General features: G+C 59.7%; 23 protein-coding genes. 17 read left to right on the top strand and 6 right to left on the bottom strand.

What is annotated here, in order from left to right:
* The first annotated feature begins 8 nt into the window (after positions 1 to 8).
* A complete protein-coding gene (locus tag BLR31_RS14775; RefSeq protein ID WP_090597475.1) occupies positions 9 to 1,853 on the top strand; it encodes a monovalent cation:proton antiporter-2 (CPA2) family protein in 1,845 nt (614 codons plus the stop codon).
* Here the strand turns inward: BLR31_RS14775 and BLR31_RS14770 are convergent.
* Both BLR31_RS14770 and BLR31_RS14765 read right to left on the bottom strand, forming a co-directional pair.
* Positions 1,832 to 2,932, bottom strand: coding sequence for a mechanosensitive ion channel family protein (locus BLR31_RS14770; protein ID WP_090597474.1), 1,101 nt, complete (start codon positions 2,930 to 2,932; stop codon positions 1,832 to 1,834). The genes BLR31_RS14775 and BLR31_RS14770 overlap by 22 nt on opposite strands.
* Before the next feature lie 66 nt (positions 2,933 to 2,998).
* Positions 2,999 to 4,096, bottom strand: coding sequence for an ATP-dependent DNA helicase (locus tag BLR31_RS14765; protein ID WP_090597473.1), 1,098 nt, complete (start codon positions 4,094 to 4,096; stop codon positions 2,999 to 3,001).
* Positions 4,097 to 4,207: 111 nt separating this feature from the next.
* Between BLR31_RS14765 and BLR31_RS14760 the strand changes: the two genes are divergently transcribed.
* Positions 4,208 to 4,750, top strand: coding sequence for a DUF924 family protein (locus BLR31_RS14760; protein WP_090597472.1), 543 nt, complete (start codon positions 4,208 to 4,210; stop codon positions 4,748 to 4,750).
* Between the two features lie 96 nt (positions 4,751 to 4,846).
* Positions 4,847 to 6,112 (top strand): DUF3422 domain-containing protein, encoded by a 1,266-nt coding sequence (locus BLR31_RS14755; RefSeq protein WP_176762685.1) that lies wholly within the window; start codon positions 4,847 to 4,849, stop codon positions 6,110 to 6,112.
* On the opposite strand, the gene BLR31_RS14750 is transcribed toward BLR31_RS14755, so the two are convergent.
* Complete coding sequence (locus BLR31_RS14750; protein WP_090597470.1) at positions 6,099 to 7,013, bottom strand: sugar kinase; 915 nt, start codon at positions 7,011 to 7,013, stop codon at positions 6,099 to 6,101. The two genes, BLR31_RS14755 and BLR31_RS14750, sit on opposite strands and share 14 nt — an antisense overlap.
* A 36-nt stretch (positions 7,014 to 7,049) precedes the next feature.
* On the bottom strand, positions 7,050 to 7,889 hold the full coding sequence (gene ppk2 / locus BLR31_RS14745; protein WP_090597469.1) for a polyphosphate kinase 2: 840 nt from the start codon (positions 7,887 to 7,889) through the stop codon (positions 7,050 to 7,052).
* A 103-nt stretch (positions 7,890 to 7,992) separates the two neighbouring features.
* On the opposite strand from ppk2, the gene BLR31_RS14740 reads away from it, so the two are divergent.
* The 9 genes from BLR31_RS14740 (at position 7,993) to BLR31_RS14700 (ending at position 18,376) form a co-directional block, all read left to right on the top strand.
* Positions 7,993 to 9,282 (top strand): ATP-binding protein, encoded by a 1,290-nt coding sequence (locus tag BLR31_RS14740; RefSeq protein WP_090597468.1) that lies wholly within the window; start codon positions 7,993 to 7,995, stop codon positions 9,280 to 9,282.
* A 227-nt stretch (positions 9,283 to 9,509) separates the two neighbouring features.
* The gene (locus BLR31_RS14735) at positions 9,510 to 10,514 is read left to right on the top strand and encodes a substrate-binding domain-containing protein (RefSeq protein ID WP_090597467.1); all 1,005 of its coding nucleotides are present in this window, start codon (positions 9,510 to 9,512) and stop codon (positions 10,512 to 10,514) included.
* 87 nt (positions 10,515 to 10,601) lie between these two features.
* On the top strand, positions 10,602 to 11,963 hold the full coding sequence (gene pstC, locus BLR31_RS14730) for a phosphate ABC transporter permease subunit PstC (RefSeq protein WP_090597466.1): 1,362 nt from the start codon (positions 10,602 to 10,604) through the stop codon (positions 11,961 to 11,963).
* Positions 11,963 to 13,327 carry a phosphate ABC transporter permease PstA gene (gene pstA / locus BLR31_RS14725; RefSeq protein ID WP_090597465.1) on the top strand — a complete coding sequence of 455 codons (1,365 nt, stop codon included), beginning with the start codon at positions 11,963 to 11,965 and terminating at the stop codon, positions 13,325 to 13,327. The genes pstC and pstA overlap by 1 nt, the downstream gene beginning before the upstream one ends.
* Positions 13,328 to 13,359: 32 nt before the next feature.
* Positions 13,360 to 14,187 (top strand): phosphate ABC transporter ATP-binding protein PstB, encoded by an 828-nt coding sequence (gene pstB, locus BLR31_RS14720; RefSeq protein ID WP_425287251.1) that lies wholly within the window; start codon positions 13,360 to 13,362, stop codon positions 14,185 to 14,187.
* An 11-nt stretch (positions 14,188 to 14,198) separates the two neighbouring features.
* On the top strand, positions 14,199 to 14,906 hold the full coding sequence (gene phoU / locus BLR31_RS14715) for a phosphate signaling complex protein PhoU (RefSeq protein ID WP_090597463.1): 708 nt from the start codon (positions 14,199 to 14,201) through the stop codon (positions 14,904 to 14,906).
* A gap of 3 nt (positions 14,907 to 14,909) precedes the next feature.
* Positions 14,910 to 15,608, top strand: a complete 699-nt coding sequence (gene phoB / locus BLR31_RS14710; protein ID WP_090597462.1) for a phosphate regulon transcriptional regulator PhoB — start codon at positions 14,910 to 14,912, stop codon at positions 15,606 to 15,608.
* Positions 15,609 to 15,681: 73 nt separating this feature from the next.
* Positions 15,682 to 17,409, top strand: a complete 1,728-nt coding sequence (locus tag BLR31_RS14705) for an ABC transporter ATP-binding protein (protein WP_090597461.1) — start codon at positions 15,682 to 15,684, stop codon at positions 17,407 to 17,409.
* A gap of 529 nt (positions 17,410 to 17,938) precedes the next feature.
* A complete protein-coding gene (locus BLR31_RS14700) occupies positions 17,939 to 18,376 on the top strand; it encodes a PACE efflux transporter (protein ID WP_090597460.1) in 438 nt (145 codons plus the stop codon).
* 4 nt (positions 18,377 to 18,380) lie between these two features.
* Here BLR31_RS14700 and BLR31_RS14695 read toward each other — a convergent pair whose 3' ends face one another.
* A complete protein-coding gene (locus BLR31_RS14695; RefSeq protein ID WP_090597459.1) occupies positions 18,381 to 18,587 on the bottom strand; it encodes a hypothetical protein in 207 nt (68 codons plus the stop codon).
* Positions 18,588 to 18,752: 165 nt separating this feature from the next.
* On the opposite strand from BLR31_RS14695, the gene BLR31_RS14690 reads away from it, so the two are divergent.
* Complete coding sequence (locus BLR31_RS14690; protein ID WP_090597458.1) at positions 18,753 to 18,962, top strand: hypothetical protein; 210 nt, start codon at positions 18,753 to 18,755, stop codon at positions 18,960 to 18,962.
* A gap of 50 nt (positions 18,963 to 19,012) precedes the next feature.
* Here the strand turns inward: BLR31_RS14690 and BLR31_RS14685 are convergent, their stop codons facing one another.
* Entirely contained in the window at positions 19,013 to 19,579 is a 567-nt protein-coding gene (locus tag BLR31_RS14685; protein ID WP_090597457.1) for a GcrA family cell cycle regulator, read from the bottom strand.
* Positions 19,580 to 20,040: 461 nt separating this feature from the next.
* On the opposite strand from BLR31_RS14685, the gene BLR31_RS14680 reads away from it, so the two are divergent.
* The 4 genes from BLR31_RS14680 (at position 20,041) to BLR31_RS14665 (ending at position 24,706) form a co-directional block, all read left to right on the top strand.
* Entirely contained in the window at positions 20,041 to 21,228 is a 1,188-nt protein-coding gene (locus BLR31_RS14680; RefSeq protein ID WP_090597456.1) for an aspartate aminotransferase family protein, read from the top strand.
* 39 nt (positions 21,229 to 21,267) lie between these two features.
* Positions 21,268 to 22,203: an ornithine carbamoyltransferase gene (gene argF, locus BLR31_RS14675; RefSeq protein WP_090597455.1), complete on the top strand. Its 936-nt coding sequence runs from the start codon at positions 21,268 to 21,270 to the stop codon at positions 22,201 to 22,203.
* A gap of 2 nt (positions 22,204 to 22,205) precedes the next feature.
* Complete coding sequence (locus BLR31_RS14670) at positions 22,206 to 23,192, top strand: Hsp33 family molecular chaperone (RefSeq protein ID WP_090597526.1); 987 nt, start codon at positions 22,206 to 22,208, stop codon at positions 23,190 to 23,192.
* Between the two features lie 224 nt (positions 23,193 to 23,416).
* Positions 23,417 to 24,706: an efflux RND transporter periplasmic adaptor subunit gene (locus BLR31_RS14665; protein WP_143009399.1), complete on the top strand. Its 1,290-nt coding sequence runs from the start codon at positions 23,417 to 23,419 to the stop codon at positions 24,704 to 24,706.
* Position 24,707: the final 1 nt, after the last annotated feature.

The following is a 24,707-nucleotide window of genomic DNA, read 5'->3' as shown; positions in this document are numbered from 1 at the left end:
GGTGCGCCATGGCAGGCGAAGCTGCACACGGTTTCGATCTTTTCCCGATAGTGGGAATTCTCGCAGCGGGCGTTATTGCCGTGCCGATTTTCAAGCGCATCGGGCTCGGATCGGTGCTTGGATATCTCGCAGCGGGGCTCGTTATAGGGCCATTCGGCCTCGCCGTGATTTCCGAACCCGAAACTATCCTTCACACCGCAGAGCTTGGCGTCGTGATGTTCCTGTTCGTCATCGGGCTCGAAATGCAGCCACGGCGATTGTGGAGCCTGCGAAAGCAAATCTTCGGCCTCGGCGTGTTGCAGGTGGGAACCTGTGCGGCCCTGATGACAGGGGCAGGAATACTGATGGGGCTGCCACCCACCGTGGCGCTAATTGCGGGACTGGGGTTTGTTCTCACCTCGACGGCTATAGTTTTCCAGGTGCTTGAAGAGCGCGGCGAGATATCTACGCCCGCCGGCCAGAAGATGGTCTCGATCCTGCTGCTCGAAGACCTCGCCATCGTTCCGCTCTTGGCGCTTGTCGCCTTCATCGCGCCGCAAGGCGAGACTGTGACATTGTCCCAGCGTTTGATCGATATCGCAATCGCGGTCGGGGCCGTCGTCGCGCTGATCGTCGTGGGGCGGTTTTTGCTCAATCCGCTGTTTCGCATCCTCGCCAACGTGCATGCTCGAAAAGTGATGACCGCGGCGGCGCTCCTCGTGGTTCTCGGCGCGGCACTCGCCATGAACATGAGCGGACTATCGATGGCCATGGGCGCCTTCCTAGCCGGCGTGCTGCTCTCGGAATCGACGTTTCGGCATCAACTCGAGGCAGATATCGAACCCTTCCGCGGTATTCTTCTGGGCCTCTTTTTCATAGCCGTGGGCATGTCGCTCGATCTGGGTGTGATCGCGCAGAACTACCCTTTCATCATCCTCGCCGTAACCGTCTACATGGTCGTGAAATTTGCGGGGATTTACGCAGTCGCGCGGCTGTTACGCGCGGGCCATGGCGAAGCGCTCGAGCGCTCTGTGCTGATGGCGCAGGGCGGCGAGTTTGCCTTTGTCTTGTTTTCGGCAGCGCTGGGCGTGGGCATTCTCGATGCTGAGATGAATGCCATCCTCACGACGACGGTGATTGTGTCCATGGTCGTGACCCCCATAGCGATCATCGGGATGAACCGCATCATGCCGCGCGAAACCCAAAACCTTGATGGGGTCGAAATTGCCGATGGGCTGGCCGGCACGGTCCTTATGATCGGCTTCGGTCGCTTCGCCCAGATCGTCAGCCAGCCCTTGCTCGCGAAAGGCGTCGATGTAACGATCATCGACAATGACGTGGAAATGATCGAGGCAGCGGCCCGCTTCGGGTTCAAGATCTATTATGGAGACGGCACGCGTCCCGATATTCTTCACGCTGCGGGCGCGGCCAGTGCAACCGCTATTCTTGTCTGCATCGACCGCCCCGCCGACGCTACCTTGATCGTCGAGCACGTGAAGTCGGAATATCCGCTGGCCAAGCTCTATGTCCGCGCCTATGACCGCGAGCACGCCGTCGAGCTCGTAAGGCGCAATGTGGACTACCACATCCGCGAGACGCTCGAATCTGCGTTCACCTTCGGCTACGAAACGCTTCTGGCGCTTGGTGTGGACGAGGCCGAGGCCGCGGAAATTCTCTTCGAAGTGCGCGAACGCGATACGGCCCGTTTCGAGCTGGATATCGCTGGCGGTTTGTCCGAGGGGGCAGCACTTTTGCTGGGCAACATCGATCGGCCGCGCCCAACACCGTCGTTTACTCCCAGAAAGCGGGCGACAGCGCTCAACCCTGAAGCCGCAGACATTCTGGCTGAAGCTCAGCCCGCCGAGGGCAATTGAGAAAGCCCTTGCGTGCCTGACTGTTCAAGCCGTCTTACGGGGAGTGCGTAGGCATGCTCGCGCTGTAGAAAGTCGATCAGCTTTTCACGAACCTCGCAGCGCAAATCGAATGCCTTGCCTGAATTGTTTGCACTAACAAGGATCCTGATTTCCATCGAGTCGGCCTTGAGGTCCGTAACCTGCACATGCGCGACCTCGCCGTTCCACAGTGGCGAAGCCTTGGCGATCTCTTCGACTTTCCCCCGAATGGCATCGAGCGGAGCGCGATAGTCGAGAAAAATGATGACCGTGCCCAGAAGAGCCGAGCCTTCGCGCGTCCAGTTCTGGAACGGTTGTTCGATGAAATAGGAGAGTGGAACGATCAAGCGGCGCATGTCCCAGATGCGCAGGACCACATAGGTGGAGGTGATCTCTTCCACATTGCCCCATTCGCCCTCGACAATCAGGGCGTCATCGATCCGAATGGGCTGCGTGATGGCAAGCTGGATCCCGGCCAGAAGGTTCTTGAGCACGGGCTGCAGCGCCAAACCGACAATGATGCCCGCCGCACCTGCCGATGCAAGAAGGCTGACGCCATACTGACGAACCTCCTCGATGGTCATCAACACCGCACTGATGGCGATAATCAGGATGAGGATATCGGCGACCCGGAGAAGGATTTTGGACTGCGTTGCGTGCTTTCGTGCAAGAAGATTGTCTTCCGCCTCGAGCTTGAAGCGGCGCATATAGATGATCGACCAGATGTGAAGCGCCGATTGTGCGATCCACGCAATGGTCACGATAAAGCACACCAGCAACAATTGGCGGACAAACCCGGCCTGTCCAAATCCCAACGGCGCAATACGGGTGCCAAGCGTCAGCCCGATGATGATGAACACCATCCGCGTCGGCCATTTGGTTCTGCTGATGAGAGATCGCCAAAAGAGCCCTTTTTCTGCGACTGCGCGCTGGGCAAAACTGAAGAGGTAGCGGTGCAGCACCAAGGCCACGAGCCCGGCGAGGAAAAGCACCATGAGGGAGACGAACCAGGAGGGTATCCAGCGCAGGCTACCCTCGATTGACGCGAGAACATTGGCCATCGTCGCTCCCTCTCCGCACGATCGTATGAGACCAAACGGCAGGGCAATGAGCGGCGTTCCTTGCGCCTAGCGCACGACGGTTATGCGTTCGGCTGCCCGCGTGATGCCGGTATAGAGCCAGCGCTGCGCCTCTTCGCGAAACACGAAGCTCTCGTCAAAGAGATAGACATTGTCCCACTGGCTACCTTGCGATTTGTGGACGGTCAGGCAGTAGCCATAGGTGAATTCGTCGTATTGCCGGCGCAACTGCCAGCTCATATCGGCGTCTGCGCCGGTAAAGAAACTCTCATGAGCACGCACCTTGGTCTGCACCGCTGTCCGGTCGGCATCCTCAGGATCGATAACCATCTCGAGTGTGCCAGCTGCGCGCTTCTTGATGGAATTGAGCGTCCATATCTGCCCGTTCAGCAGGCGCTTTTGTGGATTGTTGCGTAGGCAGACCAGACGGTCACCCTTGACCGGGATATCGGCCGGCAAGAGTTTGAGTTCGCGAATGCGGTTGTTGTAGTGAAGCCGCGTCTTGTTTCGGCCCACAAGAACCTGATCGGCGTTTAAGACTTCGGACTGGTCCACCTCGCGGCGCGAGACCACTTTACTGTCACCATAGGTCCCGAGATCAAGCCCTCGGCCTTCTCTTATGTTGAGCGACAACTGCACGATCGGGTTGTCCCGCGCCTGACGATGGATTTCGGTCAGCATCACGTCGGGCTCTCGTGCGGTGAAAAAGCCTTCACCTTGCACCGGCGGCAACTGGAAGGGATCGCCGAGGACGAGGACCTTTGTGCCAAAACTCAACAGGTCGCTGCCAAGGATTTCATCGACCATCGACACTTCGTCTATGACGATCAGATCGGCATCCGCTGCGGCGGATTCTGGATCGAGGACGAAGCGCGGCTCCCCCTCTTTTTCCGAAATGCGAGTGTAGATCAGCGAGTGGATCGTCGAAGCGCCCTTGCATCCGCGCCGGCGCATGACCAGCGCAGCCTTGCCGGTGAAGGCGGCGTATTTGACGGTTTCCACATCCTTGGCCAAATGTCGCGCAAGAGTGGATTTTCCAGTGCCTGCCCAGCCGAACAAGCGGAACACCTGTGGTCCGTTTGCGTCCTTGAGCCAATCGGCCACGGCTTTGAGAGCCTCATCCTGCTGGCTGGACCAAACGACCATTTGTGGGACACACTCCGCAACAACCCAGGGGAATCATTCGCCGCCAGTATTGCCGCCCTACCCAGCGGTTGAAACCCAATATGTGAACAAAACAGGAAAAAGAGGTCGCAGATGCAGCCATCCGAAGTGCTCGATTTTTGGTTCGTCGAACATGGTGCCGAGGATTGGTACTCCGGCGATCCGGAATTTGATGCGCGCTGTAGTGCGCGACTGTCCGATATTCATGCCAAGGCGATCAAGTCCGAGCTTTGGGCCTGGCGCGAGACGGTGAAAGGTCGACTGGCAGAACTTATTCTTCTCGATCAATTGTCGCGCCAATTGTTCCGGGGCGAAGCGCGGGCCTTCGCCTCCGACACAATGGCGCTTGCGCTGGCTCAGGAAGTCGTCGCGCAAGGGCTGGACGCTCATTTGTCGGACGATGAAAAGCTCTTCGTCTACATGCCATATCAGCATTCGGAATCGCTCATCGTGCAGGACGAATCCGTGCGGCTCTTCAAAACGCTCAAGAGCGACGAATATCTGCCCTATGCGATCGAACACCATGAGACGATCGCACGTTTCGGACGGTTCCCGTTCCGCAACGCGGCGTTGGGGCGGACGTCGACTCCTGAGGAAGTCGCCTATATGGCCGAGCGCGATGGCAAGGCCTACTAGGCCGGGTCAAATCCGCACACCACTCCAATGACTAATGGGCGGCACGAGCGCGACGCAGTAGAACCCGAAATGCACCTTGCGGATCGGAGCCAGTCGATGTGCGCGTTTCCTTTGACAGAACATCCTTATCGAGATGCGGTACTTGCCGAGCTTCATGCCCGGCCGGTCGAACTTGTCGAGACCAATATGCGTGTCCGCCGGCTGGTTTTGGCCGTCCCGACCCGTTCGGGCGCCATGCGCGCTGCAATCGCCCGCTTCGAGGACTTTGCTGCGGCAAATGGATACGCCGTCAGCAATGAAGGCGGACGGCAATTTCAGTTCCAGACCGCTGAACGCCTGGTGAGTTGGGAATTCCACACTGAGTTCATAACGCTCACCTGGTATTCGCCTCTGACCGACGCTGAAAATCTGCCGGGAGATATCGGGCTAGATGCGTTAGATGAGGCCGAACTGTTGGGCGCGATGCGTGTCGATATGATCGATGAGCCCGAATTACCCGAGCGAGTGTTTCCCTCGTTCAACCCGACGAGCTTGTGCTTTGTGGCGGTTGAATTCGGCAATGCTCAGATCGCTGCCGATTTCGTGCCCGATGACGATAAATTTATCCGGTTCGAGTTTGCGGCGGCCAAGCTCTCGCCACTACGGCGCGCCATAACGTTGCGGCGCATTCTGGAAGTCGAGACCTACCGCACGATGGCTCTTCTGGCGTTGCCCCTGGCACGTCAGACCGCGCCAGCGCTGCGCGCCGTCGAGATGGAACTGACAGATGTTGTCGAGGATCTCTCCGGCCTCGATACCATCGATGCGGTGCAGGAACGGCTCAAGAAGCTCCACGATCTCTCCGTGCGCTCGGGCCAGATTTCCGAGCAGCTCAACTACCGGTTTGCCGCGAGCTATGCCTATGGCGCCATCCTCAAGCGCAGGTTGGAAAAACTGCGCGAGACGACGATGGGGCAGGGCTCGTCCCTCTCGAGCTTTATCGGCAATCGCGTAGAGCCAGCGCTGGCAACGTTCGAGGCGATGGACAAGCGGCTGTCGGTCCTGAGCCAGAAGCTCGAGCGGGCCATCGAATTGCTCAACGTCCGTATAAGCCTCGACATGCAAATCCAGAACAAGGCAGTGCTCGATACGATCGCCGAAACGGCAAAGAGCCAATTCCGCCTGCAACATGCGGTCGAGGGCCTCTCGACGATCGCCATCACTTATTATCTGATCGGCATTCTCGGTTACGCGTTGGCGGCGCCGCTGGAAGCGACGGGCTGGAACAAGACGCTGGTGATCTCCATCCTGTCGCCCTTGGCGCTCCTGATGGTATTTTTCGGCCTGCGCGCCCTGAGGCGGGGTATGTCTAAAGGGAAGTGAGTTTTTCCCTCGGGACCAGTGCGCCATGGTGGCCGATGACAACCGAAGCTGTGGCGTGCCCGGCTTTGGCTGCCGCTTCCGGTGCCTGGCCCGCCAGTCGCGCGGCAAGGTAGCCGGCGTTGAAGCTGTCGCCGGCCCCCGTCGCGTCAACGACGTTGGCGACCTTTTGAGCGCTAACGCGCCATTCGCCATCCGCGGTCACGACCAGCGCCGGATCGGCACCGTTCTTGACGATCGCCTCGCGCGCACCAGCATCTCGATACCGTCGAGCGGTGACGCCATCATCCGCATCGCCGAAATAAGGCACTTCATCCCCGTGGGTCGGTAAAACGAAGGTCGCGACTCTTGCCGCCGCCGAGAGAGCCTCGGCCACGGTTTCGCGACCGGGCCAAAGTGCCGGCCGGATATTCGGATCGAACGCGACGGCAGCGCCCGCATCGCGGCGCGCCGCGATGACCGTGAGCAGCGTTTCGCGCGCCGCAGGTGCAAGAATAGCCAGCGTGATGCCCGAAAAGTAAATCAGGTCGGCATCGGCGATGGCAGCGGTCAGCGCATCTTCATCATCGGCGAGGAGCTTGGCGGCCGATGAGTCGCGCCAATAGGTGAAGTGTCGATCGCCATCATGCTGGTGGATCATGTAGAGCCCCGGTCGCTTGCCCGGAATGGTCCTGATGTGACTGGTCCCGATACCCGTCCCGGCGATGAAGGCGGACATCTGGCGCGAATAATCGTCGTCGCCGAGCGCAGTGATATAATCGACGGTCCAGTCGGCGCCAAGCAGCGCGCGCAGATAGTAGGCGGTGTTGAGCGTATCACCGGCAAAGCCGAGCCTGTAGTTGCGCTCGTTGCCGCCGCTCATTTCGATCATCGCCTCGCCGATCGAGACTGCGCGTTTAGTCACCGTTTTATCCCTCCCATTGCGTTGCGACGCCTTACCCTATTCGGCCCGCGTGAGGAAGGCTTCAGGCGACATGACGATCTTATCGTCGATCTCCCCGATCGCCTGGAAGTCCTTGTCTTTGTAGGATATCGGCCACAAAACGCTCTGTATCGCAGCGATACGCGCTCGCTTCTTGTCGTTGGCGCGTATGACGATCCAGGGCGTGTCCGGCGTGTCTGTGGCGATGAACATCGTGTTGCGCGCCTGGGTATATTCATCCCATTTGTCGAGCGCGACGAGATCGACTGGCGAAAGTTTCCAGACTTTCACGGGATCGTGCCTGCGGTCGTGAAATCGCTTCAACTGCATTTCGCGTCCGATCTCGAGCCAGAACTTGAAGACATGAATGCCCTCTTCAGTGATCATTCTCTCGAAGGGTGGCGCCTCGCGCAAAAAGCTTGCCGTCTGCTGCGGCGTGCAAAAGCCCATGACCGGCTCCACTACCGCGCGATTGTACCAGGAACGGTCGAAGAGCGCGATTTCGCCTCCCGAGGGCAATTGCGTGACATAGCGCTGGAAATACCATTGGCTGGTCTCGCGGTCCGAGGGTTTGGGCAGCGCAACCGTACGCGCATTACGCGGATTGAGATTTTCCAAGAACCGCTTGATCGTTCCACCCTTGCCGGCGCTGTCGCGGCCTTCGAACAATGCCAGTACGCGCTCCCCGCTGGCCTGGAGATGGCTCTGTAATTTGACGAGTTCGATCTGCAGTGCGCGCAACTGCTTGTCATAAGCTTTCGATTTCATCTTCTCGTCATAGGGAAAGCCGCCGCTCGTCAGCGCCGCGTCCTTGATGGCAGGATCGAGTTCGGGGTCTTCGAGATCGAACTTGGCCATGGTTTTCCTCTGCAACTGACGCTGAAAACGTATAATCCTTTGAAATCGGGCCGATAAACGGCATCATGTCAATGTCATATCGCTTCGGTATGGCCTTTGGACCATGAGCGACGAACCGATTGCAATGAGTTCCGGACAAAGCCTCAAGGCGCGCACGATGCCGGGCCGTAGCCCCTTTTTCGCGCCCGCTGTCATGGTCGGGTCGGGTGCCGCATTGGTTCTGTTATCACTGGTGGTGCTTGGGCACCTCTCCCCCGTGGTCGGCACCACCGCGGTACTTGGCGTCGCCGGGATCACTGCTCTGGCGCTGCGCACGGCCCGTGGCCGCAGCGAGGATGAGACCATGTCGGAGCCCCCCAGCACGCTCGACGCATCCGTCGCGAAATTTGCCTCGATCCTCACCGAACCCTGCCTCATCATCAACGACCGGGCGGTGCTCGTGCATGCCAACACCGCGGCGCTACAGCGCTTTCCAAGGGCCCAGGCAGGCGATCCCCTGGCCTTCACGTTACGTGACCCGGATCTGGTCACAGCGATCGACGCCGCGTTCGAAAGCAAGCGGCCCCAGCGCTGCGAGATTCATATTGCGACACCCAACGATACGTGGTTTCGAGCGATCGTCGCGCCCTATACGCCTGATGGACGTGACGGGGTATTGGGGGTGATAACCCTTCACGATTTTACTGCGCAAAAACGCGCCGATCGTATGCGCTCCGACTTTATCGCCAATGCCAGCCATGAATTGCGCACCCCCCTCACTTCATTGATGGGGTTTATCGATACCCTGCAAGGACCTGCTGCCAAGGATGCCGCGGCACGCGAACGTTTCCTAGCCATTATGCGCTCGCAGTCAGAGCGGATGTCGGGGCTGATTGATGATTTGCTGTCGCTCTCGCGTATCGAGCTGCGCCAGCATGTAAGGCCGACCACTCCGGTCAATCTCAATCTTTTGATCCGCGAAGTGGCCGAAAGTCTCGAACCCCGGCTTGGTGAAACCGGGATCACGCTCGATCTGCTGCTGCCTGACGACCCGGTCAGCGTAACAGGCGACCGGCAGGAATTGTTCGAGGTTGTCGAAAACCTTGCCGACAACGCCATCAAGTATGGCGGCGACGGCGGGCGGGTCGAAATTGCGCTCGTGGCCGGCGCCAGCCGTGCCGGCGACCAACACGCGATTACCGTCACCGACTACGGAGCCGGCGTAGCTGAAGAGCATGTCCCCCGGCTGACCGAAAGGTTCTACCGCGTCGATGCGGAATCAAGCCGCAAAAAGAAAGGCACTGGGTTGGGCCTCGCGATCGTCAAACATATCGTGGCACGTCACCACGGCCAGATGTCCATCCGCTCGCGCCTCGGCGAAGGCACCCGCGTAGAAATTCTGCTGCCGCGCTGAGCGACATAAACCGTCACATTGCTCATCGCATTCGACTTCTGCACAGGGAGCGCAGGAGAAAGTGCATGAATTCCAAGCTGTTGCGATGTCACTGAAGTGTCACGCAAGTGACATAGAAGCTTTAGCTGCGAGTTCTAGGTTCGCCCCGTTCGCGATGAAGACAAAAGAGCTTCGTCACTCAGGGGGCTCAACGCCCGGACGCTTCTGACACAAGGAAGATCAGAATCATGAAAACCGCACTTTACGCAGGCGCAGCGCTCGCCGTCGTGGCCGCACTTGGCTCGACTGCCGCGCAGGCCCAGAGCCGTGATACCATCCAGATCGCCGGTTCCTCGACCGTTCTGCCGTTCGCATCGATCGTTGCCGAAGAGTTTGGCGCGGTGTTCCCCGAGTTCAACACTCCGGTTGTCGGCTCGGGCGGCACGGGCGGCGGCTTCAGCCAGTTCTGCCAGGGCGTGGGCGAAAACACCATCGACATCGCCAATGCGTCGCGCGCCATCAATGAAGGCGAGCGTGAGGTCTGCAATTCAGCCGGCGTGAACGATATCCGCGAAATCCAGTTCGGCTTCGACGGCATCGTGTTTGCAGTCACCGCCGACAAGGAAGATTTTGCGCTGACCCCGGCCCATATCTACCAGGCAATCGCTGCCGAAGTTCCGGTCGATGGCGCACTTGTTGCCAACCCCTATACCAATTGGTCGGAAATCGACTCTGCGCTTCCCGACCAGCCGATCGCGCTGGCGATCCCAGGTACCAATCATGGCACGCGCGAAGTTTTCGATGTGAACGTTGTGGAAGCTGGTTGTGAAGAAGTCGGTCTTCCTGAAGGCGCTTCGGAAGACGCCTGCACCACGCTTCGCCAGGACGTCGTTGTGGAAATCGCCGGGGACTATACTGAGACCCTCGCGCGTCTGCAGTCGGACGGCAACACCATGGGTGTCTTCGGTTTGTCCTTTTACGACCAGAACCGCGATAGCCTGAAGGTTGCGACGGTCAACGGCGTCGAACCGAGCCTCGAGACAATCGCTGCGGGCGAATACCCCGTCTCGCGTCCGCTGTATTTCTACGTCAAGGGCGAGCATCTCGGCGTGATCCCTGGTCTCCAGGAGTACACTGAATTCTTCCTCTCAGATGCTATGATCGGCGCTGGTGGTACCCTCGAAGGCGCTGGTCTCATCCCGCAGCCCGTTGAAACCACTGAAGAAGTGCGCGCTGCTTTCGCTGCTCAGTAAGTAGTTTCAATGCAAGGGTCGCGCCTTATGGCGCGGCCCGTTTCTCGCCGTCCAAGTCGCTGAAGGAATGGTGTTTTGAATTCCCTCATGATCGCTGCGATCCTTCTTGTGCTTCTTGGGCTTGCCTATCAGGTCGGCTGGTCGCGCAGTCGTGCGCTGGCGACATCGGGTGGCGGCCGCTTTCATTCCCGTTTCCATTATCACGGCGCGCTGGTCGCCATCTGGGCCGTCGCCCCCGCCGCCCTGATCCTTGGATTGTGGGCGCTGTTCGGGCAGACGGTTTCTGCCAGCTACGTGCAATCGCTTCTCCCGGTCGAACTCGTTTCCGCAGGTGGTAACCCGCTCGCGACGGCGATCAGCCGCGTTCGTGCGCTAGCGTCCGGCTATGGCGTCGCCGGCGAAGTGGCGGATTACGAAGCCGCTGCGGCCGATGCTCTTGCGCGTTTCCAGTTGATCGTCACGCTGATCGTGGTTGGGTCGGCTGCAGCGTGCGGTATCCTGGCGCTGCTCTTCGCGCGCCGCCGCATCACTCCCCGTCTGCGGGCCCGAAATCAAGTCGAACGCGCCATAACCCTGCTGCTGGTTGCCTGCTCGGCAATCGCCATTCTGACGACAGTCGGGATCGTTGCCTCGCTCGTTTCTGAGGCGATCCGGTTCTTTACCTTCGTCAATCCACTCGACTTCTTTTTCGGGACAGTCTGGAACCCGGTCTTCTCCTCGACCGGCGGCGGGAGCGGGCGCTATGGCCTTCTGCCTCTCCTCTGGGGCACGACGATGATCGCAATCATCGCCATGCTTGTCGCTCTGCCGATCGGGTTGATGACCGCGATCTACCTCAATCAATATGCCCCGCGTGGCGTGCGTGCGGTGGTCAAGCCCATCGTCGAGATTCTCGCGGGCATCCCGACCATCGTTTATGGCTTTTTCGCTTTGACCACGGTTGGCCCATTTCTTTCGGGTTTCGGCGCCATGATCGGTCTCGATATCCGCGGGACCAGTGCGCTGACCGCGGGGCTGGTCATGGGCATCATGATCATCCCGTTTATTTCCTCGCTCTCGGACGACATACTGAGCCAGGTGCCGACCAGCCTGCGCGACGGCTCCTACGGCCTTGGCGCTACGCAGTCCGAGACGATACGCAGGGTGCTGCTTCCGGCGGCCCTACCGGGGATCGTGGGCGCATTCCTTTTAGCCGTCTCGCGCGCCATTGGTGAAACCATGATCGTCGTGCTCGCGGCCGGCAACAGCCCGGTGCTCCGCGCCAATCCGCTTGAACCGACCTCGACCGTCACGGTTTCGATCGTCAACCAGCTGACCGGCGATACCGATTTTACCGGTCCCCAGTCGCTCGTTGCTTTCGCCCTCGGGCTGACCCTTTTCGTGATCACTCTGTGCCTTAACGTGGTCGCCCTCTATATCGTCCGCCGCTTCCGGGAGCAGTACGACTGATGTCCGATCTTTCAAATCAGACCAAGGCTGCTGGAGAGGACCGACACGCGCTCGTTCGCAAAGGCCTGGCGCGCCGACATCGGACCGAATGGCTGTTTCGCGCCGCCGGTCTGACGGCGGTCATTCTGGCGCTTGGCTTCGTCGCGATCCTGTTCACGACGATCGTCAGCAAGGGCCTCCCGGCATTTCAGCAGGCCTATATTTCGGCCAACGTGCAGTTTGACCCCGAGTTGCTGAATCTCGATCCGGCACCGGAGCGACAGGCGGGCCAATCGCAGGCTGATTTTCAGGCGCAATCTTTTGCCTGGCAGCGCGAACTCGCAATGCTCAACTGGAACGCCCTGGTCGAAGCGTCGCTGCGCGACCTCTTGCCCATTGGATTTGAGATCGACTCGCGGCAATTGCTGTCTATCGTTGAGACCAGTGAACGCCATCGCCTCCGCGAAATGTTTGTGGCCGATCCGTCGCTTCTCGGCCAAACCGTGCCGGTTGAAATGCTGGCCTCGGCCAATGTCGATAACTGGCTCAAGGGCACCATTAATCGCGAGCTGGGCGATGCTCAGCAGCAGCTGTCCGCGCCGGCCCGACAGTTGGCAGACGAGTTCTATGAAAATGGCGTCATCCACATGGGCTTTGCCTGGGCCTTGCTCACCAACGTAGACAGCCGCTCAGCACCGGCCTCAGCGGGTCTGGCGGGCGCGTTCATGGGCTCGCTCTACATGCTCCTGATCGTGATCGTTCTGGCTGTGCCGATTGGCGTGGCCAGCGCCATCTACCTCGAGGAGTTTGCGCCAAAATCCCGCTTGACCGACTTCATCGAGGTCAACATCAACAACCTCGCAGCAGTGCCGTCGATCGTATTCGGCCTGCTCGGCGCTGCTGTATTCATCAACTATTTCCGTCTCCCTCTTTCGGCGCCATTGGCTGGGGGGCTGGTGCTCACGCTGATGACGCTGCCTACGATAATCATCGCCACCCGTGCCGCGCTTAAAGGCGTCCCACAATCTCTTCGTCAGGCCGCGCTGGGCCTGGGTGCATCCCGCAGCCAGATGGTGTTCCATCACATCTTGCCGGTCACTTTCCCTTCGATCCTCACGGCAAGCATCATCGGTGTCGCGCAGGCGCTTGGCGAAACGGCACCGCTTTTGCTGATCGGCATGAATGCGTTTGTCGCCCAGATCCCTACGAGCCCGATGGATCAGGCAACGGCCTTGCCCGTGCAGATCTTCCTCTGGAACGGCAATGAAAACCGCAATTTCTTTGAAGCACGCACTTCGGCTGCCATCATGGTTCTTTTGGGCCTGATGATTTCCCTCAATGCTATCGCCATCTTCCTGCGCACATATCTGGAGCGTAAGAAATGAACCAAGTTCTGACCTCAAGGAGCGCGCTCGAAATGTCCGCGACCCATTCGAAAGACGCCCTGGCCAGCCACCAGACCGTTCGCACGCCCGATCCCGACGCGCATCCATCGCGCCTTAGGGCCGATGGCGTCTCGGTATTCTATGGCGACAAACAGGCCCTGTTCGACGTTTCCATCGATATTCCGGAAAAATCGGTTAGCGCACTCATCGGTCCATCGGGCTGCGGTAAGTCGACGTTTCTCCGCTGCATCAACCGCATGAACGACACGATCGAGGGCTGCAAGGTTACCGGCGACATCACACTCGATGGCCAGAACCTTTACGACGGCAATCTCGACGTCGTCGAATTGCGCGCCCGGATCGGCATGGTATTCCAGAAACCGAACCCTTTCCCCAAATCGATTTTCGAGAACGTCGCCTACGGCCCCAAGATCCATGGTCTGGCGCGCAACAAGACCGACCTTGAAGAGATTGTCGTCACCTCCTTGCAAAAGGCAGGACTCTTTGAGGAGGTGAAGGATCGGCTGCATTCCCCCGGCACCGGACTCTCGGGTGGCCAGCAGCAACGGCTGTGCATCGCGCGTGCCATGGCGGTGGGGCCCGAAGTCATTCTCATGGACGAGCCATGCTCCGCGCTCGATCCGATCGCCACGGCGATCATCGAGGAACTGATCGACGAACTGCGGTCTAACTACACCATCGTTATCGTCACGCATTCGATGCAACAGGCCGCCCGTGTTTCGCAAAAGACTGCGTTCTTCCACCTGGGCAAACTGATCGAGGAAGGGCCGACCGAGGCGATCTTTACCAACCCGCGCGAAAAGCGCACCCAGGACTACATTACCGGCCGTATCGGTTAGGGGGATAAAGTATGCCCAATTCCAACGAACACATCGTCTCGTCCTACGAAGACGAATTGACCGAACTGGCCCGGACAATTTCCGAGATGGGTGGGCTCGTCGAGAAAGCCATTGCCAACGCCACCGAAGCGCTGATCCGTTCGGACACCGAACTGGCCATGGCGACCGTTGCCGCGGACAAGCGTATCGACGCCATGCAGACCCAGATCGACGAGATGGCGGTTTCGATCATCGCACGGCGGCAGCCCATGGCGCAGGATCTGCGGCTGGTCATCGCCTCGATCCATGTGGCCAACGATCTCGAACGCATCGGCGACATGGCCAAATCGACGGCCCGCCGCTCGACCCAGTTCGAGGGCATCACGATGTCGAGCCAGTTCAAGAACGGGCTGCGGCACATGGGCGAACTCGTTCAGCGGCAGGTCAAGCTTGCGCTCGACGCATTTGCCGGTCGCGACAAGAATATCGCCGTCGATGTTGTCGAGCGCGATACCGATGTCGATGCGCTCTATGTCTCGCTGTTTCGCGAGCTTTTGACCTACATGATGGAAGACCCGCGCAACATTACGATGTGCACCCACCTTCTGTTCTGCGGCAAGAACCTCGAGCGCGTGGGCGATCATTCGACCAACATCGCCGAGCAAGCCTATTTCCTGTCGACGGGCAAGACCCTGACCGCCGACATCGAAGATTTGAAGCGCGAGCAGATCAAGAGCTGATCCATGACGCCCAAGGTTCTCGTCGTCGAAGACGAAGTCGATCTCATCGAACTGCTGCGCTACAATCTTGAGGCCGAGAATTTTTCGGTGGCTACGGCAGAGGATGCCGAAGAGGCGATGCTCCGGATTGCCGAGGCAACGCCGGACCTCATCTTGCTCGACTGGATGCTGCCGGGCACATCGGGCATCGAAATCTGCCGCCGCATCCGGGCGCGGCAGGATACGGCGCGTATCCCGATCATCATGCTCACTGCGCGCGGTGAGGAAGAAGAGCGGGTGAGGGGGCTTGCGACGGGGGCCGACGATTACGTCGTCAAACCCTTTTCCTTGCCCGAGTTGATGGCCCGCATCCACGCCTTGCTGCGCCGGTCGAACCCGCAACTGATTGCCGCGACGCTGAAAGCCGGTGATATCGAACTCGACAGAACCACCCATCGCGTGCGTCGTTCGGGAAAGGAAGTCCATCTCGGGCCGACCGAATATCGTCTGCTCGAATACCTCATGGGCAATCCAGGCCGGGTCTATTCGCGGGAGCAATTGCTTGATGGCGTTTGGGGAACCGACGTCTATGTGGACGAGCGCACAGTCGACGTTCATGTCGGTCGCTTGCGCAAGGCGATCAATCGCGGGCGGGTCAAGGACCCCATCCGCACAGTGCGGGGCGCGGGATATGCGTTCGACGAAAAGTTCGTGATGAGCTGATTGGCGGCAGCCAAACTTGACTCATCCAGATATGCGGCGTTAGTCCCCCGGGTATTCTCAGTCGAGCTTGCCCATGTTGCGCCGCTTCTTTTCCTACTACACGCCGTACAAGGGCCTCTTCGCCCTCGACTTCGGCTGTGCGGTTCTGGCCGGCCTGCTTGAACTCGGCTTTCCGCTGGTCGTTCAGCTTTATGTGGATCAATTGCTGCCCAGTCAGAACTGGACGTGGATTTTGCTGGCGGCTGGTGCGCTGCTGGTTGTCTATATCGTCAATGCGGGGTTGCTCTCGATCGTCAACTATTGGGGGCACGCGCTTGGCGTCGGGATCGAAACCGACATGCGCCGGCAGGCGTTCGACCATCTGCACAAGCTCTCGTTTCGGTATTTCGACAACAAGAAAACCGGTGCGATCATCACGCGTGTGACCAAGGACCTCGAAGAGGTCGGTGAGATCGCCCATCACGGCCCCGAAGACATCTTCATCGCCATCATGACGTTTGTCGGCGCCTTCTTCATCATGGCGTATATGAATTTGACGCTGGCCATGATCACGCTGTTGATCGTGCCCGTTGCCGCCTTCGTCGTCTGGAAATACGGGGCGTCGATGACCAACACCTGGAAGCAACTCTATGGCCGGGTGAGCGATTTCAACGTGCGGATCGAAGAGTCGATCGGCGGCGTGCGTGCGGTGCGCGCCTTTGCCAATGAGCGCCATGAGCGCACGATGTTTGAGGGCGACAACCAGAATTATCGCACCACCAAACTGGCCGCCTACAAGATCATGACGGCCTCGATCTCGATCTCCTATCTGGCCAAGAGCCTGGTGCAGCTTCTGGTGATGCTGGCCGGTACGGCGTTGGTGATTTACGGCGAGATGACCTACGGCGCTTTTGTCGGTTTCCTGTTGCTGGTGAACGTGCTGTTCCGGCCCATCGACAAGATTATCGGCGTGCTCGAGAGCTATCCGAAGGGCATTGCGGGGTTCAAGCGGTTCACCGAACTGGTCGATACAGAGCCCGATATTACCGACAGCCCAAACGCTCGGCGCGTATCGGGGCTCAAGGGCAATATCGCTTTCGATCACGTCGATTTCGCCTATGGCGAGGACCGTCCCACGCTGTCCGACATCACGCTCGGCATCAAAGCCGGCGAGACGGTCGCGCTGGTGGGGCCCTCTGGTGCCGGCAAGACGACGATCTGTTCGTTGCTGCCGCGCTTTTATGAGATCGACGCGGGGGCGATCACCATCGACGGGATCGATATCCGCGAGATGACGCAGGATTCGCTCCGCAGCCAGATCGGTATCGTGCAGCAGGACGTCTTCATGTTCGGTACCTCTATCCGCGACAACATCGCCTATGGCCGTCTTGGCGCGAGCGATGAGGACGTGATGGACGCGGCCCGGAAGGCGCAGTTCGATACGGTCATCGCCCAGATGCCCGAAGGGCTCGACACAATGGTGGGCGAGCGTGGTGTGAAGCTTTCGGGCGGCCAAAAGCAGCGCCTCGCGATCGCGCGGATTTTCCTCAAGAACCCGCCCATCCTCATTCTGGACGAAGCGACATCAGCGCTCGATACGGCCACCGAAGTGCAGATCCAGCAGGCTTTGGCAAAGCTGTCGCAGGGCCGCACGACGCTGGTTATTGCCCACCGTCTGGCCACGATCCGCAACGCCGACCGTATCGTCGTGGTCGATGGCGGCAGGATCGTCGAACAGGGCGGTCACGACGAACTGCTGCGCAAGAATGGTGCCTATGCGGTGCTGCACAACGCGCAGTTTGGTGCCTGGGCGGCGGAGTAGCACCGGGCCTCGGGCGTGCGGATGTGCCCGCTGGCGCTACCATCGGGTCGCTGCAATTTTCAAAGACGGCATGGGGCGATGAGCGCTCCGCAGTTTGTTTTTTAGTATGAAGCGATCATCGCCCCAGGCGCTCGGGGTTTTGGGCTTAGTCGCCCTTCAGAAGGCTGGGGTCAATCCCCGCCGGGTTTCCCCGGTAAGCCGCCGTATGGGAACGACGACCGGCACTTGTGACGTTTAGGCCTTCCCTGCGGCGACCCGCAAGGAACCCGAACCAAACCCGCCCAAACGTTCGTTGCGCTTGCGTCCATCAACGCGGGTTCGTGAGTGCAGTATGGATGCGGTTGAGACGGCGGGGATAAGTTATTTCTCGCGCGAGGGTGATCGGGGGCGCAGAGAGGAACATTGTGCCGGATTTGAGCTAGCTTGACTTGCCCGCCATAGGTACTAAATAGCCTCGTGTGAGGACGACCTCCCCCAATCGCGGGAATCGTTTCGGGACGGCCCGAGCTTTGGCAAGGAGTTCTGAGCCATGCGCACAGCCTGGGATCGCGTTCGTCACGCACTTTTCTTTGAAATTTTCGGCCTGATACTGGTCGTGCCGCTCGGCGCGGTGGTGTTTGCCATGCCGCTGCACGATATCGGTGTGGTGGGGGTGGTGAGTGCCACCATCGCGATGGCGTGGAACTACGTCTACAATCTGATGTTCGATACAGTGCTTAAACGCACGACAGGCACCACGCTGAAGTCGCTGCGTCTGCGCGTGCTCCATGCGGTACTGTTCGAACTCGGGCTATTGATCGTTCTGATGCCGTTTATCGCATGGTATCTGGGCATTACATTGCTGCACGCCCTGATCATGGATATCGCCTTCGCCCTGTTTTACATGGGCTACGCGTTTGTCTTCAACCTTGCCTATGACAAGGTGTTCCCGCTCAAGGAGTGGGAACAGCAGACGGCGACGCCTTAGGCAGCTATCGGGCCGGAGCAAGTTCCCCTGGAGCGCGGCGGGGCAGGGTAAAAGCGTCCTGCCGCATCGCGGCGATCACCTCGTCGACACTCGCATGGGCTTCGGGGTGGCGCGCCAAAAGTGCGCGCGCCTCATTTTCAAAGTCGAACGACCTGAAATCGCCAGCGTCACGCAGGCGGTCGGCAATGTCCACGGCAAGCATAAGTTTCATAGCGCATACTCCCTGCGCCTCCAGCAGATTGGTCTTACCCCCGGAAATGTTAATAAACGACGCCAATGTGGCTCCGTCAAGAAGGATGGGATATCAGCCCAAGCTTGCGCTCACGCAGATCCATGCGATGCTGGCCGTCGCAACGGAGAAGGAAAGGCGGAAACTATGGCATCCACACTCAATATCGTCAGCCTGGCGCATGATATCGCTGCGCAGAAATCCTACGTCAATTTCGTCTGGGCGGACGATCCGACCAAGCGCCTCGCGCTTGAAGTGCCATATGGATTGCCGCTCGATCAGATCGAAAGCGCTGCGCGCAGCGCCGTCTATGGGCTGTCAGCGGAGCTGAACGATTGCGAGATCGCAAAGCCATGACAAAAGCCCCGTGCAATGCCGGGGCTTTTCAAAAAACTTAAGACAGCGACTTAGCGCTTCCGGCGATCGACCTGGTGATAGGCGCGCCGCGAGTGGAACTCGCAATAGGGCTTGCCCTCTTCGGACTCGCGACCACAGAAGTGGAACTCGCTGTTCATCGGGTCGCCGATCGGCCATTTGCAGGTCTTTTCGGACAGCTGCAGCAGCGAAATGCGCTCTTCGACCGGGATGAAGATCTCGGCGACCTTGGTAGTGGTCTCGACAGCCATCTCGGTGTCGAGCTCGGTATCCATCTTGAGAGCGGTCGCGCCCATGGTGGGGGCGATGGTCGTGCGGCGCTGGCTGACCGCGCTTGCAGCGGCCGAGGCCGTGCCGCGGGCGTGGCCGGGACTGCTCGATGGTGAACTGGGTCGCCGCGGTGCCGTGGGGCGGGGTGCCTTGGCCCGCGGGGCAACATTGGTGGGCTTGGCGCGAGCCGACAATTTAAGCCGGTGCACCTTGCCGATCACTGCGTTTCGGGTCACGCCACCGCTCAACTCGGCTGCGATCTGGCTTGCGCTATGACCTTCCATCCAGAGTTTCTTCAAGAGTGCAACGCGCTCGTCTGTCCAGGTCATCGCTCAGCTCCAGGCCATATCGTATTCGGAGTCAGGTTTCGCGCGGTCAAACGATAGCATTGACCGTCGGCATACTAACTGTCGTATGGTGATGGGGTCCGCCACACGAGATGTCGTGTTCCCAATGCCGTGATACTACACGGGCGCTCGAATCCGAAGCAAGGCGGGATTTAAGACTTTCCCCGGTTTATCCCCCCGCAAAATCAGCAAGCGCACATGAATGGTGCAGCCTGTTGCCCATATGCACGTCGAGGGTCGGCGAGGAGGGTATGAATCCCCAATGTGGCAAAGATGAGTCGGGTCCACGCCCCGGTTTCCGGGCCCAGATTGACTTTTTTCGGCGTCGCCAGCATAAGCACGGGTGATGGGCGCGGCTTGGAAACAGTCCGAGCGCGCTCTTTGTTTTCCATCGCTTCGAGTGCGCGAATTTAGTTGTCGAGCCACTGAAAGGTCTAAAGAAAATGTCCGCGTTGTATGGCACTTACGCAAGGTCCGAACTCGCCTTTGTGCGGGGCGAGGGCGTGCGATTGCTGACCGCGGACGGGACCCGATATCTCGATTTCAACGCCGGCATCGCCGTCAATGCTCTCGGGCATGGCGATCCGCACATCGTCGCAGCGCTCAAGGAACAGGCCGACAAGGTTTGGCACGTCTCCAATATCTATACGATCCCCGAGCAGGAAAAACTGGCCCAGCGGCTGGTCGATGCGACCTTTGCCGACAAGGTGTTTTTCACCAATTCGGGTGCTGAAGCGCTCGAATGCGCGATCAAGACAGCGCGGCGTTATTTCTGGGACAAAGGGCAAAAGGATAGGGTCGACATCATCGGCTTTTCCGGCTCGTTCCATGGGCGGACGACGGCCACCATCGCTGCAGCGGGTAACCCGGCCTATATCGAGGGTTTTGGCCCGATGCCGGGCTACAAGCACGTAAAGCCCGGCGATCTCGCGCTGGTGGAAGCGGCCATCGACGAGAAAACGGCCGCAATCCTGATCGAGCCCGTACAGGGCGAGGGCGGTGTGACGGCGTTTTCGGACGCCTATCTCCAAGGGTTGCGCAAGCTCGCAGACGCCAATGGCGTTCTGCTGATTTTCGATGAAGTGCAGTGCGGTTATGGCCGGACGGGGAAGTTCTTCGCCCATGAATGGGCCGGGATCACGCCCGATATCATGACCGTCGCCAAGGCGATCGGGAACGGCTTCCCGCTCGGCGCCTGCCTTGCGACCGAAGAGGTCGCCAAGGCCATGGGGCCGGGCACGCATGGCTCGACCTATGGCGGCAACCCGATGGCGTGTGCGGTCGGCAACGCCGTGCTCGATCGCGTCCTGGAGCCTGGGTTTTTCGAGCATGTCGAAGCTATGGGCACTGTTCTCGCCCATCAGCTGCAGCAATTGATGCAGAAATTTCCGCAATATGTGACCGAAGTGCGCGGCAAGGGCTTGATCGCCGGCATCAAGATCACGCCGCCGGTGCGTGATTTCGTGGCCCGATTGCGCGACCACAAGCTTCTGGCCGTGGCCGCCAGCGACAATGTCCTGCGCCTGCTGCCGCCGCTTATTGTCAATGAAGCCGAGATCAACGAGGCTATTGGCATTATTGCAGAGGCTTTTGCCGAGTTTGAAGCCGAGGCCAGCGACGCGGCGCAATAACGCCGCTTTCCGCGCCGGACTATTTTCAGGATCAGTTCAATGACCGCGAGACATTTTCTCGACCTTAAAGATTTTTCCCTTTCCGAGCTTCGGACCATTCTCGATTTGGCCCACGCGCTGAAGACGCGCCTGAAGGCTGGCGAACGTCCACGGCTGTTGCAGGACAAGGTGCTGGCGATGATCTTCGAGCGCCAGTCCACGCGTACGCGCGTGTCATTCGATGTCGGGATGCGCCAGCTCGGCGGCGAAACGCTGATGCTGACGGGCCAGGAAATGCAGTTGGCGCGCGAAGAGACGATCGAAGACACGGCCCGGGTGATGAGCCGCTATGTCGATGCGATCATGATCCGCATTCTGAGCCATGACGATCTGCTCGATCTGGCCGGCGCGTCAAGCGTTCCGGTGATTAACGGGCTGACGCGGCGGAGCCACCCTTGCCAGGTGATGGCCGACATCATGACGTTCGAGGAACATTCCGGGTCTCTCGAGGGCAAGAAGGTTGCCTGGATCGGGGATTCGAACAATGTGCTGGCTTCATGGGTTCACGCGACGGCGCTGTTCGGCAACAGGTTGGCGATTGCGTGCCCGAAGGAATATTGGCCCGATCAGGGCTTGCTGTCCGACATTGCCGATGTGGGTGACCGGGTTACGCTGGGCTCCGATCCGGTCGAGGCGATTTCGGACGCCGATCTGGTGATTACCGACACCTGGGTCTCGATGGGCGACACCGACGAGGGTGAGCGCCGGCGCATCTTGAAACCCTATCGCGTCGATACCAGATTGTTCTCCCACGCCGCGACCGACGCGCTCTTTATGCATTGTCTGCCTGCCCATAGGGGCGATGAGGTCACCGATGAGGTGATCGACGGGCCGCAATCGGTTGTCTTCGATGAAGCTGAAAACCGCCTGCATATCCAGAAGGCCATATTGTGCTGGGCCTTCGGGATCGAAAACCTTGAGGCGATTAAGGAATAATGATGAGCGCAAGCTCTCTCGAACCATTCGGTCTCGACCGACCCGAAAGCGGTGACGACGTCGCCGTTCCCTTCACCCTCGACATGCTCGACAGCCGTGGGCGGGTCGTGCAGCTGGGCGATGCTCTCGATGTAATCATCAACCGGCACGGATATCCCGAGCCGGTGGCGCGTCTTTTGGGCGAAGCGATCACGCTCGCCGCATTGATCGGTTCCTCGCTCAAGTTCGAGGGTCGGTTCATCCTGCAGGCGCGGACCGATGGTCCGGTCAGTCTTCTGGTTGTTGATTTCGACACGCCGGACGGGCTGCGTGCCTATGCGCGTTACGATAAGGACGCGCTCGAAGAGGCGATCAAGTCGGGCAATACCAAGCCGCAGGATCTGCTCGGCAAGGGTGTTCTGGCGCTGACGGTCGATCAGGGCGCGCATATGGATCGCTACCAGGGCATCGTGGCGCTGGAAGGCGAGAGCCTGGAAGAGGTCGCGCACACCTACTTCCAGCAGTCCGAACAGATCCCGACCCAAGTGCGGCTGGCGGTTGCAGAACTCTCGGTCAAGGGCCAGTCCCGCCCCTCGTGGCGGGCCGGCGGCGTATTGCTGCAGCATCTGCCAGACCATGGCATGCAGACCATGCCCGATTTGCCGGGCGACGGCGATTTCGAAAACCCCGAAACCGCTGATCCGGACTTTGCCGAGGATGATCATTGGACAGAGGCGAAAGCCCTACTCGAGACGCTGACCGATGCCGAGATCGTCGATCCGGATATCTCGCCCGAACGGCTGTTGTTCCGTCTTTATCACGAGACCGGAGTGCGATTGTTTGAGCCGCAATTACTGGTCGAGCGCTGCACGTGCTCGGCCGAGCGGGTGGAGCAGATGATCAACGACTTCACACCCGAAGATCGTGACGACATGGTTGTCGATGGGCAGATCGAAGTGGTGTGCGAGTTCTGTTCGACCCACTATCACTTTAATCCCAACCAGTTCTGATTGAGGCAAGGGCCACTTCAAATGTGGCCCCTACCTTTCAGTCCTTTCCAAAAGTTCATTTGTGGCCGTAGGAGCGTGCGGGTACAAATTTGTCCAATCGCTGCGATTTGGTTTCGGCAAGGGCAAGATTTTTGGAAAATACCGGCGGCTCCGAGTATTCGGGCACCTCTACGTCTTTGCAAACACCGACCCGGCCCGATCAACCGCCCCGCCGGTTCGGTCTCATGTCGGCTGTCGTCCGACTCGCGTTGGCCATCGCTATTCTTGCGGGCACCGTCTACCTGGTTTCCGGCTGGATCGCCGAGCGGCCCGAAGCGCCGCAGCGCATGAACCGCGAGCGCACCTTCACCGTCGAGGTGATGGAGCCAAATTACGGGACCTACACATCCCCGATCAGCGCCTATGGCCAGGTCGCTGCCGCCAGAACCATCGACATCCGAGCCCTTGTGGCGGGACGGGTGATGGAGGTCTCTCCCAATCTAGCTGTGGGCAATACCGTGGAGCAGGGCGAAGTCCTCGTGCGGCTCGATCCGTTCGTTTACGACGCGGCAGTGCTCGAGGCGCGCGCGGCCATTGCCGATGCGGAACTTTCGCTGTCTGAAGCGCAGGAAGCCTATGCCCTCGAGGAGCGCAGTATTGCCGCTTCGGAATCGGCGCTCGCCAGTGCTCGTACGGACTTCGAGCGTGCCCAGTCGCTGCTCTCGAGCGGCGCCGCGACGCAACAGACAGTCGATACACGGGCGCTCACCGTGTCCGAGCGTGAGCAGGCGCTGCTGCAGAGCCAATCCAGTCTCGTGACGCTCAATGCCCAGATTTTGCGCCAGCGCGCCGCGATCGAGCAGGCGCGATACGCGCTGGAGACAGCGCAGCGCGATTTGGGGAACACCGAAATTACTGCGCCGTTCACAGGCGTCGTTACGACGCGCAACCTCATCGAGGGCACTTATATGAGTGCCAATGAGGTGGCGTTGTCGCTCTATGACAGCGCGGCACTCGAGGTAAGCTTTAACGTATCGGATCGCGACTACGCCATTCTAAGGCGCGAGGGGCTGATCGGACGAGGCCTCGAGGTGAGCCGGACGACCGGCGCAGCGGCCATGGTTCCGGGCACCGTGGCGCGCACGGCGCCTGAAGTTGATGCCACGACGGGCGGCGTGACGCTCTATGGAAATCTCGATGAGAGCGCAGTGGACCAGTTGCGTCCGGGCACCTTCGTATCTGTCGCAATCGAGGGCGTGGCACACGACAACACTCTGCTGGTACCCGAAACGGCGATCTACGATGGTGACCACATCTACGTCATTCGCGAGGGCCGGATGGCCGCGGTTCAGATCGAAATCCTGGACCGTGAAGGCGACCGGGTGATCGTCGCCGCCGAAGTGCCCGAGGGCGAGCCGATTATCACCTCGCGGATATCGCAGGCAGGCGCGGGCGTCGCGGTCGTCGTCGAGGGCGCAGAGCAAGAGGCGGGCGGACCGCCAATGGGTGGCGGTATGCGCGGACCGGGGGGTTGAT

Origin of the sequence: Pelagibacterium luteolum (assembly GCF_900100665.1) — a bacterium.
GTDB classification, from domain to species: domain Bacteria; phylum Pseudomonadota; class Alphaproteobacteria; order Rhizobiales; family Devosiaceae; genus Pelagibacterium; species Pelagibacterium luteolum.
This window is presented reverse-complemented; position numbering and strand designations above follow the sequence as displayed.